General features: G+C 48.8%; 14 protein-coding genes. 11 read left to right on the top strand and 3 right to left on the bottom strand.

The window, feature by feature from the left end; genetic code table 11:
- Positions 1–14 precede the first annotated feature (14 nt).
- On the top strand, positions 15–1,925 hold the full coding sequence (locus tag DU002_RS08265; RefSeq protein WP_114337901.1) for an EAL domain-containing protein: 1,911 nt from the start codon (positions 15–17) through the stop codon (positions 1,923–1,925).
- 45 nt (positions 1,926–1,970) lie between these two features.
- Here DU002_RS08265 and DU002_RS08260 read toward each other — a convergent pair whose 3' ends face one another.
- Positions 1,971–2,891, bottom strand: coding sequence for a Gfo/Idh/MocA family oxidoreductase (locus tag DU002_RS08260; RefSeq protein WP_114337900.1), 921 nt, complete (start codon positions 2,889–2,891; stop codon positions 1,971–1,973).
- Positions 2,892–2,943: 52 nt separating this feature from the next.
- Positions 2,944–3,879 (bottom strand): DMT family transporter, encoded by a 936-nt coding sequence (locus tag DU002_RS08255; protein ID WP_114337899.1) that lies wholly within the window; start codon positions 3,877–3,879, stop codon positions 2,944–2,946.
- Between the two features lie 191 nt (positions 3,880–4,070).
- On the opposite strand from DU002_RS08255, the gene rsxA reads away from it, so the two are divergent.
- From rsxA to DU002_RS08210, 9 genes are all read left to right on the top strand, one after another.
- Complete coding sequence (rsxA, locus tag DU002_RS08250; protein ID WP_114337898.1) at positions 4,071–4,652, top strand: electron transport complex subunit RsxA; 582 nt, start codon at positions 4,071–4,073, stop codon at positions 4,650–4,652.
- 10 nt (positions 4,653–4,662) lie between these two features.
- Complete coding sequence (rsxB, locus tag DU002_RS08245; protein WP_114337897.1) at positions 4,663–5,220, top strand: electron transport complex subunit RsxB; 558 nt, start codon at positions 4,663–4,665, stop codon at positions 5,218–5,220.
- A gap of 2 nt (positions 5,221–5,222) precedes the next feature.
- Positions 5,223–7,484 carry an electron transport complex subunit RsxC gene (gene rsxC, locus DU002_RS08240; protein WP_114337896.1) on the top strand — a complete coding sequence of 754 codons (2,262 nt, stop codon included), beginning with the start codon at positions 5,223–5,225 and terminating at the stop codon, positions 7,482–7,484.
- 3 nt (positions 7,485–7,487) lie between these two features.
- A complete protein-coding gene (rsxD, locus tag DU002_RS08235) occupies positions 7,488–8,552 on the top strand; it encodes an electron transport complex subunit RsxD (protein ID WP_114337895.1) in 1,065 nt (354 codons plus the stop codon).
- The gene (rsxG, locus tag DU002_RS08230) at positions 8,549–9,187 is read left to right on the top strand and encodes an electron transport complex subunit RsxG (protein WP_114337894.1); all 639 of its coding nucleotides are present in this window, start codon (positions 8,549–8,551) and stop codon (positions 9,185–9,187) included. Before rsxD ends, rsxG begins: the two co-directional genes overlap by 4 nt.
- Positions 9,184–9,891 carry an electron transport complex subunit E gene (locus DU002_RS08225; protein ID WP_114337893.1) on the top strand — a complete coding sequence of 236 codons (708 nt, stop codon included), beginning with the start codon at positions 9,184–9,186 and terminating at the stop codon, positions 9,889–9,891. The genes rsxG and DU002_RS08225 overlap by 4 nt, the downstream gene beginning before the upstream one ends.
- On the top strand, positions 9,888–10,523 hold the full coding sequence (nth, locus tag DU002_RS08220) for an endonuclease III (RefSeq protein ID WP_114337892.1): 636 nt from the start codon (positions 9,888–9,890) through the stop codon (positions 10,521–10,523). The genes DU002_RS08225 and nth overlap by 4 nt, the downstream gene beginning before the upstream one ends.
- Before the next feature lie 401 nt (positions 10,524–10,924).
- Positions 10,925–11,332, top strand: a complete 408-nt coding sequence (gene gloA, locus DU002_RS08215; protein ID WP_114337891.1) for a lactoylglutathione lyase — start codon at positions 10,925–10,927, stop codon at positions 11,330–11,332.
- Complete coding sequence (locus DU002_RS08210) at positions 11,332–12,387, top strand: S1C family serine protease (RefSeq protein ID WP_114337890.1); 1,056 nt, start codon at positions 11,332–11,334, stop codon at positions 12,385–12,387. Before gloA ends, DU002_RS08210 begins: the two co-directional genes overlap by 1 nt.
- An 83-nt stretch (positions 12,388–12,470) precedes the next feature.
- Here DU002_RS08210 and DU002_RS08205 read toward each other — a convergent pair whose 3' ends face one another.
- Positions 12,471–13,337 (bottom strand): flagellar protein MotY, encoded by an 867-nt coding sequence (locus DU002_RS08205; RefSeq protein ID WP_114337889.1) that lies wholly within the window; start codon positions 13,335–13,337, stop codon positions 12,471–12,473.
- A gap of 152 nt (positions 13,338–13,489) precedes the next feature.
- Here DU002_RS08205 and rnt point away from each other — a divergent pair, with 152 nt between their 5' ends.
- A complete protein-coding gene (gene rnt / locus DU002_RS08200; protein WP_114337888.1) occupies positions 13,490–14,149 on the top strand; it encodes a ribonuclease T in 660 nt (219 codons plus the stop codon).
- The last annotated feature ends 1 nt before the right edge of the window (position 14,150 follow it).

The following is a 14,150-nucleotide window of genomic DNA, read 5'->3' as shown; positions in this document are numbered from 1 at the left end:
CAGTTAGAGGCAGTATGAAAATTCAAAGTAAAGCGCTCTTTGTTAATGTCTTTATTTTGCTCCTGCTACTCATCGTGATGTGGGCAGGGCAATACCTTTCTGTGATCAATCAAATTGAGTTCCAGAAGGAACAGCTCTATTCCAACGCCAGGTTACTGCTTGAAACATCGCAAGAACACACACAAGCAAAGCGCAATACCCAGCTGAGCCAACTGTCTGGCTACTTGACGCTGTCGGTTATCGACGTCAATGGCAATGTCATTGCATCCTATGAGAAGCAACCCAGTTTTCAGTTCCCGCTAGCAAGTATCGCCTCAGCACTAGGCTTAGGTGCATCGAAAATGCAAGCCAATGCAGGTAGCAACGCGGTCGTGATCATGCCTGATTTCAGCCACCTGCAGCTAAGCTTTATCCGCAATATCGCTTTTGAGACCATGGCGTGGCTAATTATGTTAGTGGTCAGTATTGTTTGGCTTAGAGGCAGTTTGCACAAACCACTGCGCAGCTCGGTCAAGGAGCTACAGAAACTGTGCGACAAACTCAGTCATGCAGAAAAAGATTTCCAGATGGGCTCCGGCATTGCAAGCGAGTTCAGATCTATCGGAGAGGGACTACAAGCGATCCAAAAAGGGGTTGTAGAACGACTACATCAAACAGAAGAGGAACTGACACAGGTACGGAAAACGGCCTATGTTGATCACCTGACCGGCTTACCTAATCGTAGCCAATTTATGCTCGACATCCCTGAAATGCTGGCAGACGAAAGCGGAAAACAGTTTGGTGTCATGGCCGTAGTGCGCACAACAGAGCTAGGAAAAATAAACGCTGCCAAGGGCTATACTGCAGGCGATCAGTTCATCAGTATTCTGGTTGACGCCGTAAAATCTGTTGCCAGTCATTTTCGAGGTTCAAAGATCTACCGACTCAACAGTTCTGACTTTGCCATCGTCCTTCACCACTTCTCCCATAAAGAGTGCGACGAGTTAGGCAAACAGTTGCAAGGACGGTTAAATGAGATCCAACGACAATACGAATTAGATAACACCGCTTTTATCGGCATGGCTGGTTTTGCTCAAGGTATGTCAGTAGGCGACCTATTGGCACTTTGTGATACCGCCACCGGCCTAGCCCAAAGTAAAGAAGCCAACGCTTGGCATTTCCAAAGCGACCTAGTAGGTACTGAGGTTTTAGGCGAGCAAGGTTGGCGAGAGAATCTGGAGCAGCTAACCAAGAAGACCGATTTCACCCTGATCTCGCAAGCTATTCAGCCGTTGAAGCAAGGCAAAATATACTCTGCGATTACCCCGCGTTTCACCAATACCAATGGCGACGAACTGCCCTACCGCTCAGCATACTCAATGGCAGAACGATTACAGCTTTCAACCGAGCTAGATAAAGCCGTTATTGCCGCCATCTTGGCGTTGATCAAAAAGCGTGGTGGTGACGAATATTACGGTATCAATGTCTCTGTAACCTCTGCTCACGACTCCTCGTTTTTGGTTTGGATTGAAAGGATGTTGGGCAAACACGGTAAGCTGGCACAAAGGTTAACCTTTGAAGTGACTGAGCAAGGCCTGCAAAGAGATCTAAAATCAAGCCGCCGTTTTATCGATGTCATTCACCGCACGGGTGCCAAGGTCACAGTAAAACAATTTGGCTTAGGTATGACCTCATTTAAGTTCTTTAAAGATCTGAAACCTGACTATGTAAAAATCGATAAGAGCTATATGGACGAGATAGAACATGATCGAAATATTCAGTATTTCTTGCGCCTGATTATCGATATTGCCCATCGGCTTAGTGTCAAAGTGATTGCAAGCGGCGTTGAATCACAAGAGCAGAAATACGTACTTGAAGGGATGTTTGTAGACGGTATTCAGGGGCAATATATTCATCGCGCAGTTCCGATCTCTAACGCCGAATAGAACAAAGCAACCAAGATAATAAAAGCAAGAGTAGCGAGGTTTCAGCTACTCTTGCGCCAGTAATCCGTCTAATGAACGCTCCAATTGCGCCGCTTTCGGCAGATCAAACAAGCCATTCGCTAACGCGTCAACGTGCTTCAAACGACCACTGATCACATCGACAAACTGCTCAACCACTCGACAATTTGCGCTATACCAGATATCTCTCTCATTCCATTCGCCATCATTTACCGCTTGACCATCGACGAGTACCGGATTAAATCGCCAGTTATCCCCCGGACGAAAGCCACCACTTAACTCTAAACGCTTCTGCTCACCCACCAAAGTGAGATGTATCTGGATCCCAGTCTCTGGCAATCGGTATTGCTGGGCATCTAACATCAACCCTTCATTTTCCAACAATACGCTGACATTGCTTATCCCCTCACCAATATGATGGTGAAGCAGCGTGAATGGACCAAGGCTATGGATCAAATAGGAGAGCGGATGAGCAACGATATCGAGGAACCAACCCACCGGGGTTTTCTCCATAGGAAAGCGACTGCCAACCGATAATATGGCGCGAGACAACGGGCCAAGCCCGTTACCAGCGAGCTGTTCATTGATCACAGATGCCGTCTGTAGAAAACTAAAAGGATAATTTACAAAAGTGGGAAAGCGTCCTAGCCCAGCCAACGCTCCAGGCTCAATCCGCGCACCAGATAGCGGCTTTTCACACAACACGGGGCGGTCAGAGAAGTGTTTGAGATACCCCAAATGCGTCGCGGTAGGAGATGCAACAACGATAATGTCACAATGATCTAACTGGTTAACATCAGTGGCAGCAACCGGGATCCCCTCTTCGCTGGCCACACGTGCCGTGCCTTCAGGGCTGACGCCCATAATGGCAGCGATCTCATGTCCAGCCTCTCTAAAGGTGCCAACATGCACTCGACCCCAAGACGTACCTATGATGCCTACTTTCATATTTGTAATTACCGCTCAGTCAGGTATACCAAGTCTATCTTTCTGATTTAGCTTAGCCTTTTACAGCAACAATCGCAGTATTGTTTTCATCTTCAATGATTTTTCCAACGGCATCAGCGCTCTCCTTAATGCGCCATTGACTGATCACCACACCCAAAATAATAACGCCTGCCGCGACCATTTGTTGGCCATTTAAACGTTCGCCTAAAAGCAAATAAGCAAACAGCAAGCTAAACACGGGGATCAAGTTGACATAGCCTGCTGCGGCGGTCACTTTAACTTTAGATATCGCGTAGTTGTATAGCAAATACGCACCTAAAGTCACCACCACGCCTAAATATACGATAGCCAACAACGCTTGACCGCTTACACTCTCTGGTATTGGCACCCAAAATAGCATTGGCGCAAAAAATATCGCCCCACAGAAGGCTTGAAAAGCCGTTAACGTCAACGCTGGATAGCGACTGCTAAGGTGCTTCAAGTTAATGCTATAGATAGCAGCACATATCATTGCCAGAAATTCAAGAAAGTTGCCCCATAATGCATTGGGCGCATGGGCATCCGCTGTTCCCGCCAGAGTCAACCAGAGCACGCCGGCAATAGCAGTAGCAAAGCCGATGATCATATTTCGATTAACCCGTTCACCGACACTAAACCAAGCCATCACTGCCACCAATAGCGGTAATAAGGCGGTGATCATGCCAGCTTGCCCGGCAGAGGTATGGCGCATCGCTTCTCCCTCCAGTACAAAGTAGAGGCAAGGTTCACACAGCGACATGATGGCGAGGCGTTTCCAATCACCGGCTTGATAACGAAACTTCATCACAACTTTAAATACCAAAGCAAAACAGAACGTTGCTAACAGCATTCGGCCAAAGATCACCCATACAGGATGCATCTCATTAATGGCATACTTCAACGCAATAAACGAGCTCCCCCAAAGCAGCATCGCCAGGATCAACGCGAACGAGGGTAATCTGTGATTCATGAAAATAGCCTAAACTTAATTGACTGGCGGATCCTAGAGTAAAAGCCACCTTAGGCAAAGCGTAAATTAGCATCCAAAGGTTGAAAAACGAGCAATATAAAACCCCACGATGGGGCGGTTGTTAAGCGCGTGTCAAAAGCGGATAATACGCCCACTTTCAATCATTAAGATGCCAAGGTAACACCGCCTGCATGAGTGAATACCTGCTGCTATTGGTCGGCACAGTACTGGTCAACAATTTCGTCCTAGTCAAATTTCTTGGCTTGTGTCCCTTTATGGGGGTTTCCAATAAGCTTGAAACCGCTATTGGCATGTCATTGGCCACGACTTTCGTTCTGACCCTCGCATCAACTTGCAGCTATCTCATCAACCAGTATTTACTGGTTCCGTTGTCTATAGAGTATCTGCGCACCATGAGCTTTATTCTGGTGATCGCTGTAGTCGTGCAGTTCACCGAAATGGTTGTACGTAAAACCAGCCCGCTACTGTATCGATTACTAGGTATCTTTTTGCCTTTAATCACCACTAACTGCGCAGTGCTCGGTGTCGCATTACTTAATATCAATGAAAACCATGGCTTTATTGAATCCATTGTTTACGGCTTCGGGGCGGCATTAGGCTTTTCCCTGGTGCTAGTGTTATTCGCTGCAATGCGTGAACGATTGGCAGCAGCCGATGTTCCTCTGCCATTTCGGGGCGCTTCAATCGCCATGATCACTGCAGGATTAATGGCGTTAGCCTTTATGGGCTTCAGCGGCTTAGTTAAGTTTTAGGAGACTGACGATGACTGGGATCCTAATAGCCGTGACCGCCTTAGTGATTATCGCTTTGATATTTGGTGCGTTGCTCGGACTCGCTGCAGTGCGCTTCAAAGTTGAACAAGACCCTATTGTCGAGCAGATTGATGCCATATTGCCACAAACCCAGTGCGGGCAATGTGGTTACCCTGGCTGTCGCCCTTACGCTGAAGCGATCGCCAACGGTGATGATATTAATAAGTGCCCACCGGGCGGTGAAGCCACCATTCAAAAACTGGCAGATCTGACAGGTAAGGAAGCAAAGCCCCTCGATGCTGCTCATGGTGAAGAAGAGGTTAAAAAAGTTGCTTTCATTCGCGAAGCTGAATGTATCGGCTGCACTAAGTGTATTCAAGCCTGTCCAGTCGACGCGATCCTCGGCGCAGCCAAACAGATGCACACAATTATTGCCGATGAGTGCACAGGCTGCGATCTGTGCGTAGAACCCTGCCCTGTCGATTGCATTGAGATGCGACCAATAAAACAGACAACAACTAATTGGAAATGGGATCTGAAAGCCATTCCTGTACGAGTGGTGGAGTAAGTATGGAGACAACCTTTGAGCTCGTTAAAGAAGGCAAACTCTGGGACTTCCCCGGCGGTATTCATCCCCCCATACGCAAAGAGGTATCGACGGCTCATCCTATCAAGCGTTTTCCCCTACCAGATCACCTTTACCTGCCGTTAAAGCAGCATATCGGTCGTGGCGGCCGCCTCTTGGTTGCGGTTGGCGATAGCGTTAAAAAAGGTCAGCAACTCACCACGGGTGAGCAAGGCGCATTGCCTATCCATGCACCCACCTCAGGAAAAGTTGAGGCGATCACCGATTACCCCAGTGCACACCCTTCCGCCTTGCCAGAGCCAACATTGGTCATGCGCCCCGACGGGGATGAGGCATGGGTAACAAAGACACCTATCGACAACCCGTTACAACAACCGGCTAAGCGCCTAATACAGCATATAGCGGATGCTGGTATTGCAGGCTTAGGCGGCGCGGGCTTTCCCGCCGCAAGAAAGCTAAGCGGCGCACCCGAAGAGATTGAGTTTCTAATCATCAATGGCGCGGAATGTGAGCCCTACATCAGCTGTGATGACATGCTAATGAGAGAGCATGCACGAGAGATCGCGTTAGGTATTGAGCTATTGGTTCATATCCTCAGACCCAAGCTGGTACTAGTGGGTATCGAAGATGACAAGCAACAAGCTATTACCGCCATCACAGAAGCGACATCAACGCTAAATGTAGAAGTGCGAGCTATCCCCACCAAATATCCCTCTGGTGGTGAGAAACAATTAGTACAACTGCTTACAGGTAGAGAAGTACCATCGGATGGATTGCCTTACGACGCGGGTGTAGTAATGCACAACGTTGGCACTACGTTTGCCATCAAACGGGCCATTTATGATGGTGAACCACTACTTGAGCGCGTCGTCACCGTGACTGGCGACGCGGTCGGCCAACCGGGCAATTATTGGGCACATTTCGGTACGCCGGTACGCCACCTGTTAGAGCAAGCCAATTACCAATCAAAGCATGGACGACGGATAATCATGGGCGGCCCAATGATGGGCTTTACGCTCCCCCATGCCAACATCCCCTTAGTAAAAATCAGTAACTGCATCCTGGCACCCAGTGAAAATGAGCTGCCCTTGGCTGGCAAGGAGATGCCATGTATACGCTGCGGTCAATGCGCAGATGCATGTCCAGCGTCATTGCTACCGCAACAATTGTTCTGGTACAGCAGTCATCATGAATTGGAGAAAGCGCGGGAATATAAGCTATTTGACTGCATTGAGTGTGGTGCCTGCGCTTATGTTTGCCCTTCCGAGATCCCTTTAGTTCACTATTATCGCAAGGCAAAGTCAGAACTACGGCAACATGACGCGGATGCGCTGAAATCAGAGAAAGCCAGAATACGTTTCGAAGCAAGAAATGAACGACTGGAACAGGAAAAACTCGCAAGGGAAGCCAAACACCGAGAAGCGGTCGCCAAACGACAAGCCGCCGTCGCAGGACGTCAGGGTGCACAAGACGCCGTCGCCGCGGCACTTGCCAGAGTAAAGTCAAAGCAAACAACGGAAGTAGCAGACGCCAAAGCAAGCGTCGATGCACAAGGCAATCTAGTCCCTGATAATCAGCAAGCCATCGATGCCCGAGAGCAACGAAAAGCGCAGGCGGCTCAACGTCGCGCCGAGAAGGTAGCGCAGAGTAGTCAGAAAGACAGCAGCGCAACAACAGATGCAGCCCATTCTGCGGATAACACCAAAACCACCGTCGCAGCCGCTGTCGCCAGAGCAAAAGCCAAAGCTGAAGCCAGAAAAGAGGCACAAGACAACAAGGAAGTAGCTAGCAATAATGAGGTAGTCGACAACGCTCGCACCGCGAACGAGGCTATGGACGCTAAAAAAGCTGCAGTAGCCGCCGCAGTGGCGCGGGCAAAAGCAAAAGCGGAGGCTAAAAAAAGCAACGATGCTGCGCAAATAGCTGAAGCCGACAGTACACAAAATACGGCCACCGCAGCAACAATTGAAGATAGCGATGCCGCCAAAGCAGCAAAGAAAGCCGCCGTCGCTGCTGCTGTGGCTAGGGCGAAAGCCAAGGCTGAAGCAAAAAAACAGGCACAATACACAGCTGATGAGCCAAGCAACTCCGATGTAAAACAAGATGAACCTGATTCAAAACAAGCAGCTATTGCCGCCGCTGTAGCGAAAGCAAAAGCAAAGGCGCTGGCACGCCAAGAGGCACAAAAAAATCAGCAAGCAGCAAGCAGTGAACAAGCAACCGATGATTCGCCGGGAGACAAGTAAGCCATGTCATTCAAAATAGCAGCCTCTCCCCATCAACGCATACAGATGCGTACAGCAACATTGATGCGGTGGGTCATGCTGGCGACGATCCCGGGAATAGCTGCACAGTATTGGTTTTTTGGCGCCGGGGTGATCTGGCAAGTGCTGTTGGCCATAGGCACAGCGTTAGTCAGTGAATACTTGGTGCTAAAGCTCAGACATCGACCAGCCGCACCGGCATTGACAGATCACAGCGCAATGCTCACAGGGCTGCTGATCGGGATCAGCATTCCACCACTGGCGCCTTGGTGGATCGTTGTTATCGGCACGGCCTTTGCCATCATTATGGTGAAGCAGCTTTATGGCGGCTTAGGCTACAACCTGTTCAATCCGGCGATGGCCGCTTATGTGATGTTGTTAATCTCTTTCCCATTAGAGATGACGACCTGGCATCCGGTCACCAGTTTCGGCGAACATGGTTATGGTTTCATTGATGCCGCGATGCTGATTTTTACCGGTTTCAGTAGCGAAGGTTATAGTCTGGCTCAGATCCTAGCGGGCATCGACGGTGTTACCGCGGCAACCCCCCTCGACAGTTTTAAAACCGACCTGACACAAGGATTTACCAGTAGCGAAAGCTTCGCTCGGCAGCCCCAAGGCATGCTTGCAGGAGTTGGCTGGGAATGGGTTAACCTCGCCTACTTAGCTGGCGGGTGCCTATTACTAAAGCAAAGCGTTATCCGTTGGCATATTCCCGTAGGCGTTCTCGCTGGCCTATTTAGCGCTGCATTTATCAGCTTTCTGCTCAGCCCAGACACCACTGCCAGCCCCATTTTTCATCTGTTCAGTGGCGCAGCCATGCTCGGTGCATTCTTTATAGCAACCGACCCTGTATCGGCCAGCACAACAGTCAAAGGGCGACTGATATATGGCGGCCTAATTGGCGTATTGGTTTATCTGATCAGAACACACGGTGGCTACCCAGATGGCTTCGCGTTTGCCGTATTATTAGCGAATATGTGCGTACCTTTGATTGACTACTATACCCAGCCACGTACATACGGCCACGGCATGGAGAACAAGCAATGAACCTCCTACCGATCGGTAAGAACGGACTGATCTTGGCATTGTTTGCGCTGGTCACCACTGCGCTTGTCGCCGCAACCAATCATTTTACGGCGCCTCAAATCGAACGTCAGGAACAACAACAACTAATAACCACTCTGGAACACCTGTTTCCTGCAGGCAGCTACAATAACGACCTGTATAAAGAGTGCATCGAAGTCACTAATCACCAATTTCTCGGCCGAAAAACAGCACAACGAGCATTTATTGCCCGCTTCAATGAAGAACCCGTCGGCATTGCTATCGAAACGACTGCGCCAGATGGCTACAACGGCGCTATCGATATCATTGTGGGTATTCTTAGTGACGGTACAGTTGCCGGCGTCAGGGTGCTTAGCCATAAAGAGACACCGGGGCTTGGCGATAAGATCGAGTTGCGTAAAAGTAAATGGGTGATGAGTTTTGACCAACAAAAACTGGTTGATGAAACGGATCCAGCCTGGAAGGTGAAGAAGGATGGCGGCGAGTTCGACCAGTTTACAGGCGCCACCATCACGCCAAGAGCTGTAGTCAAAGCAGTGAGAAATACACTGCTCTACTATCAGCTCAATCGTGAACGCCTGTTTACCCAAGCAACCCGTTGCGGAGAGCCATCATGAGTGAAGTCAAAGAGGTTATCTGGCAAGGGTTGTGGAAGAACAACCCTGGTTTAGTGCAGTTACTTGGTTTATGTCCGTTACTCGCCGTAACCGCCTCTGTTACTAATGGATTGGGCTTAGGTCTAGCTACGTTGCTGGTGTTAGTTGGCTCCAATATCTCTGTTGCCGTCGTCAGGAACTGGGTACCGAGCGAAATACGGATCCCAGTTTTTGTGATGATTATTGCCGCCTATGTCACCTGCATTCAACTGCTAATGAATGCCTACACATACGGACTTTACCAATCACTTGGTATCTTTATCCCGCTCATTGTTACCAACTGCGTGATCATTGGCCGAGCCGAGGCTTACGCCTCAAAAAACAGTGTACCGATGGCAGCTCTGGATGGTTTGATGATGGGCGTGGGTTTCACCTTGGTATTGGTCGTCCTCGGTGGTCTAAGGGAGCTCCTTGGTCAAGGTACCCTATTTGACGGCATGGAGATGCTGCTCGGTAGTTGGGCCCATGCGTTGCGCATTGAAGTGTTCCAAGTCGATAGCCACTTTCTACTCGCGATCCTGGCACCTGGCGCATTTCTCGGTATGGGCTTATTGATCGCGTTGAAGAACCTTATCGACGCCCATGTCGAAAAACGCCTAAAACAGAAAACGCCGGTGATGAAAGCTGAGCGCGCCAGAGTCACAGCGAATCAAACACAGTCATGAATAAAGATAAACGCCAGCAAATTTTAGTGCGCCTCCGCGACGATAACCCGGAGCCGACAACAGAATTAAATTTCTCCACACCGTTTGAGTTACTGGTGGCCGTCACGCTATCAGCACAAGCCACAGATGTCAGTGTCAATAAAGCCACCGACAAGCTGTTTCCTGTGGCCAATACACCACAAGCTATTGTGGATCTTGGTGTTGATGGTCTGAAGGCCTATATCAAAACCATCGGCTTATATAATTCTAAAGCGGAAAATGTCTTTAAAGCCTGCCAGATGCTGTTATCACTGCATAATGGCGAGGTACCTGAAGACCGCGATGCACTGGAAGCCTTGCCGGGGGTTGGTCGAAAAACTGCCAACGTTGTCCTCAACACAGCATTTGGTTGGCCCACTATTGCCGTAGACACTCACATTTTCCGGGTCAGTAACCGCACCGGTTTTGCCAAAGGTAAAAATGTTGTTGAGGTAGAAAATAAGCTGCTGAAGGTCGTACCAAAAGAGTTTAAGGTTGATGTTCACCATTGGCTGATCCTCCACGGCCGTTACACCTGTATCGCCCGTAAACCACGCTGCGGCAGCTGTATCATAGAAGACCTCTGTGAATACAAGGAGAAAACAGAGATCTAAGTGCCGAGCTAACGGCTAATCACCTGCTAGCAACTGCCTCTGGAGAAGATTAGTCGTTAAAATTTTGTAATTCACCGCCAAAATGTTACAGCCTACCCGATAGTTAAACTCATACGCACATGACTCTACACGCCCGAAATTACCGATAACCCAGCGCCAGTCCACTCGTCAGCTGACCACTTTCCCTCAACCAAATGAATGGTATAGATAAATCTCACTTCACATAATTAGGAACCGTATCATCACCCCGCATTTCCAGCACACTTTAAGCCAAGAAATAAACACGAGACTCAGGTAGGGAGATAACACAATATCGAGTATCCTTAGCTACCTAAAGTTAACAATTCGTTTTCATTACCAAACTGTATTGTCTTGGAAACGGCTGATATCAGGAGTTTCAGATGCGCATTCTTCATACCATGCTTCGTGTCGGTGATCTTCAACGCTCTATCGATTTCTATACTGGCGTACTGGAGATGGATCTAATTAGACAATCTGACAATGAAGAGTACAAATACACCCTCGCCTTTGTTGGTTACGGTGATGAACGTAGCGGTGCAGTCTTAGAGCTAACTTATAACTGGGGCACCGACCAATATGACTTAGGCTCAGCATTTGGCCATATCGCCATTGAAGTGGATGATATTTATGGAGCCTGTGAAAAGATCCGTACCGCTGGCGGAAATATCACCCGAGAGCCAGGTCCGGTAAAAGGCGGAACAACCGAAATTGCATTTGTTGAAGATCCCGATGGTTACAAGATCGAGTTGATTAACAAGAAGTTCGCCGGAAAAGGGTTGGGCAACTAATGGAACTCGCTTTACAACGAAAAAACACCACGCTGCCCTCTCTGCTCATCATGGCGATTGTGATGTTACTTACCGCCTGTGCCAGCAATGCTGGTGAAGACGATGTCGCCAATATTTTCGCCAAGGTCAACGACAGTGTGGTTGAACTGCATGTGAAAGCCATTCAAACGGAAAAGACCGGCAACAGAACAAGTAGTAACGGTCTCGGCTCAGGTGTGCTGATTTCCGATTCAGGCAAGGTGCTGACAGCAGCCCACGTGGTCGATACAGCCACAGAGGTGAAAGTCATTTTCACGAATGGTGATATAAGTTTCGCCAAAATCCTTTGGATCGAACACAAAGCAGATCTCGCGATGCTCAAGCTCGACAAAGTACCAGAGGGGATTAAACCGGTAAAAATAGGCGATTCAAAAACCCTCAGGATCGGTGAGCGGATCATGGTGATCGGTGCCCCTTACGGTGTCAGTCACAGCCTATCTGTCGGCTATGTTAGCGGCAGAAGAGAAGGCCCAGAAAAGGTATCTCGTAATATCACCCCGGTATTCCTGCAGACCGACGCGGCAATAAACAAAGGCAACTCAGGTGGCCCGATGTTTAATATGCAAGGTGAGGTGATCGGTATTGTCAGCCGCATTTTGAGTCAGAGTGGTGGCTTCGAAGGCTTAGGCTTTGCTGTTGCTACACAAACGGTTCAGGCAATTATTGACGAAGGTACCCTGCCCTATGCTGGTCTAACAGCTTTACCGCTAACTCCGGAACTGGCGCGGGTACTGAATATTCCACAGGGCTATGGCGCTTTAGTGCAACAGGTCGTGCCCTTCTCACCAACGGATCTGATCGGCCTGCGACCAGGACGCTTACCAGTCAAAGTGATGGGCAGAACCCTGCTGCTGGGGGGCGATGTATTACTGGCGGTGAATGGCATTGAGATCCGTGACGAAGAGTCACTGTTTAACGTGCGTGAAACGATGCAAGCCATGGAGAAAAAAGATCCCTTAGTGCTAACGATTCTGCGTGATGGCAAAGTCATCACACTAATGGAAACCAAGCAGTAATAGTCCGCCCAATACAACACGAAAAAGCCCCGAAATATCGGGGCTTTTGCTTATCTACGGTAGTAGAGCGGAAATGAACGGTCTTAACGACTCATACGGATCACAACCCGTCGGTTAGTATTTCTACCAATCGTTGTTTCGTTGGTTGCAATATGACGTTTCTCACCATGCCCTTCTGTACGGATCCGCTTATCATCAAGCCCCTGCTCTTTAAGGTAGTCTTTGATCGATTGCGCCCGCTTAATAGAAAGCTGCTCATTGTGCCAGCGTCCACCATAACTATCGCTGTACGCATCAACCAATACTAACTCGATCGTTGGTGCAAGCTTCAGGTATTCACCAATCATCTCCAGCTTACGCTGCGACTCTTTATTCAATTTGTCACTATTGGACTGATAATTCAGTACCGTATAGGAGATATCATCGAAGCTGTATGGCAGCAAATTATCAACACAGCTAAGGAAGTCATAGTATTGCTGACGGAAATTGACAGCGGAGAGACCAACCGCAACCTCATCGTTGCGTTGGTTCCAATCGCTGTAATAGAGCGTGGGCTGCATCCCCTTCTCCAACTCATGCAACATAACCCAAGCACTTTGTTGATCCACTCGACCTTCAAACTGGCGATAAAGGGTTGTCTTGCCTATGCGCGCAGTAGGTAATCCAGGTTTCCAACTTGGCGGTACCGAACGCAAAGCCACAGGGGTTTTCTTGGCCGGTTGCAAGCGCATATCCAAATCGAAGTTCAAATTGATGAGCTTATTCGCCTTACTACTAAAACTCACTTCACCGTAATGGGGCACCTTGTGCTCTAGACGGCATTCAAGCCGCGAATCACTCGCCAATGCCCATTGGCTATTTTCTAAGCCCGCGGCGTACGTTCTCACGCCAGCATTTGCCTGCTGACTCACTATTAGCGCTATCGCAATAAGGCTAAGGTTTAAACGCATAACTCACCCAATTAACTTGGTATACAACACCATATTAACCTGTTATCGGCATCAACGCCGCTTTCTTTAGCAAGATCTGGATTGGATGTTAACGTCAGGGTTTGCGATACTGTTGCGCTTTCCATTCTCAGCTAAAGTGGTTATCAGCCTGTATGTCAGACACAGTTAAGCGTTCGCTACATCAACGTTTTCGTGGTTACTTCCCCGTCGTTATCGATATCGAAACTGGGGGCTTCAACCCCGCAACCGACGCTTTGCTTGAGATAGCCGCCGTCACTCTAAAGATGGATGATGACGGCTTTCTAACACCCGACCAGAAGATCCACTTTAATGTTTCTCCATTTATTGGTGCCAATCTGGATCCCAGCTCTTTAGCTTTTACCGGCATCGATCCGAATGATCCTGAACGCAATGCAGTCGCGGAATGTGAAGCGCTAAAAGAGATTTTCAAACTAGTTAGGAAAAGCCAAAAAGCGGCGGAATGTCACCGCTCAATCGTGGTTGCCCACAACGCAGCGTTTGATAACGCCTTTCTCAATGCGGCCGTGGCACGTTGTAATATCAAACGTAACCCATTCCACCCGTTTGCCACTTTTGATACCGCAACCGCGGCTGGTATTGCTTATGGTCAAACCGTGCTGCAAAAAGCCTGCAAAGCGGCGCAAATCGATTTTGACAGTAGCAAAGCACACAGTGCCGAATATGACACGATACGAACAGCTGAACTATTCTGCTCGATCATTAATCGTTGGCAGTCTCTGGGCGGGTGGCCAGTGGTAGATGTTGATGAAGAAACGGGCGACGCTGAGTAAT

It is taken from the genome of Corallincola holothuriorum (genome assembly GCF_003336225.1).
Lineage (GTDB): Bacteria > Pseudomonadota > Gammaproteobacteria > Enterobacterales > Neiellaceae > Corallincola > Corallincola holothuriorum.
Note: the sequence above shows the minus strand (reverse complement) of the source record. Positions and strands in the feature narration are given on the sequence as shown.

What these genes read in the sequence shown, in the direction of transcription:
- gloA (WP_114337891.1), top strand. Translation starts at nt 10,925, where the DNA reads ATGCGCATTCTTCATACCATGCTTCGTGTCGGTGATCTTCAACGCTCT.
- rsxA (WP_114337898.1), top strand. Translation starts at nt 4,071, where the DNA reads ATGAGTGAATACCTGCTGCTATTGGTCGGCACAGTACTGGTCAACAAT.
- rsxB (WP_114337897.1), top strand. Translation starts at nt 4,663, where the DNA reads ATGACTGGGATCCTAATAGCCGTGACCGCCTTAGTGATTATCGCTTTG.
- rsxG (WP_114337894.1), top strand. Translation starts at nt 8,549, where the DNA reads ATGAACCTCCTACCGATCGGTAAGAACGGACTGATCTTGGCATTGTTT.
- DU002_RS08205 (WP_114337889.1), bottom strand. Translation starts at nt 13,337, where the DNA reads ATGCGTTTAAACCTTAGCCTTATTGCGATAGCGCTAATAGTGAGTCAG.
- DU002_RS08260 (WP_114337900.1), bottom strand. Translation starts at nt 2,891, where the DNA reads ATGAAAGTAGGCATCATAGGTACGTCTTGGGGTCGAGTGCATGTTGGC.
- DU002_RS08265 (WP_114337901.1), top strand. Translation starts at nt 15, where the DNA reads ATGAAAATTCAAAGTAAAGCGCTCTTTGTTAATGTCTTTATTTTGCTC.
- rsxC (WP_114337896.1), top strand. Translation starts at nt 5,223, where the DNA reads ATGGAGACAACCTTTGAGCTCGTTAAAGAAGGCAAACTCTGGGACTTC.
- rnt (WP_114337888.1), top strand. Translation starts at nt 13,490, where the DNA reads ATGTCAGACACAGTTAAGCGTTCGCTACATCAACGTTTTCGTGGTTAC.
- DU002_RS08225 (WP_114337893.1), top strand. Translation starts at nt 9,184, where the DNA reads ATGAGTGAAGTCAAAGAGGTTATCTGGCAAGGGTTGTGGAAGAACAAC.
- DU002_RS08255 (WP_114337899.1), bottom strand. Translation starts at nt 3,879, where the DNA reads ATGAATCACAGATTACCCTCGTTCGCGTTGATCCTGGCGATGCTGCTT.
- nth (WP_114337892.1), top strand. Translation starts at nt 9,888, where the DNA reads ATGAATAAAGATAAACGCCAGCAAATTTTAGTGCGCCTCCGCGACGAT.
- rsxD (WP_114337895.1), top strand. Translation starts at nt 7,488, where the DNA reads ATGTCATTCAAAATAGCAGCCTCTCCCCATCAACGCATACAGATGCGT.
- DU002_RS08210 (WP_114337890.1), top strand. Translation starts at nt 11,332, where the DNA reads ATGGAACTCGCTTTACAACGAAAAAACACCACGCTGCCCTCTCTGCTC.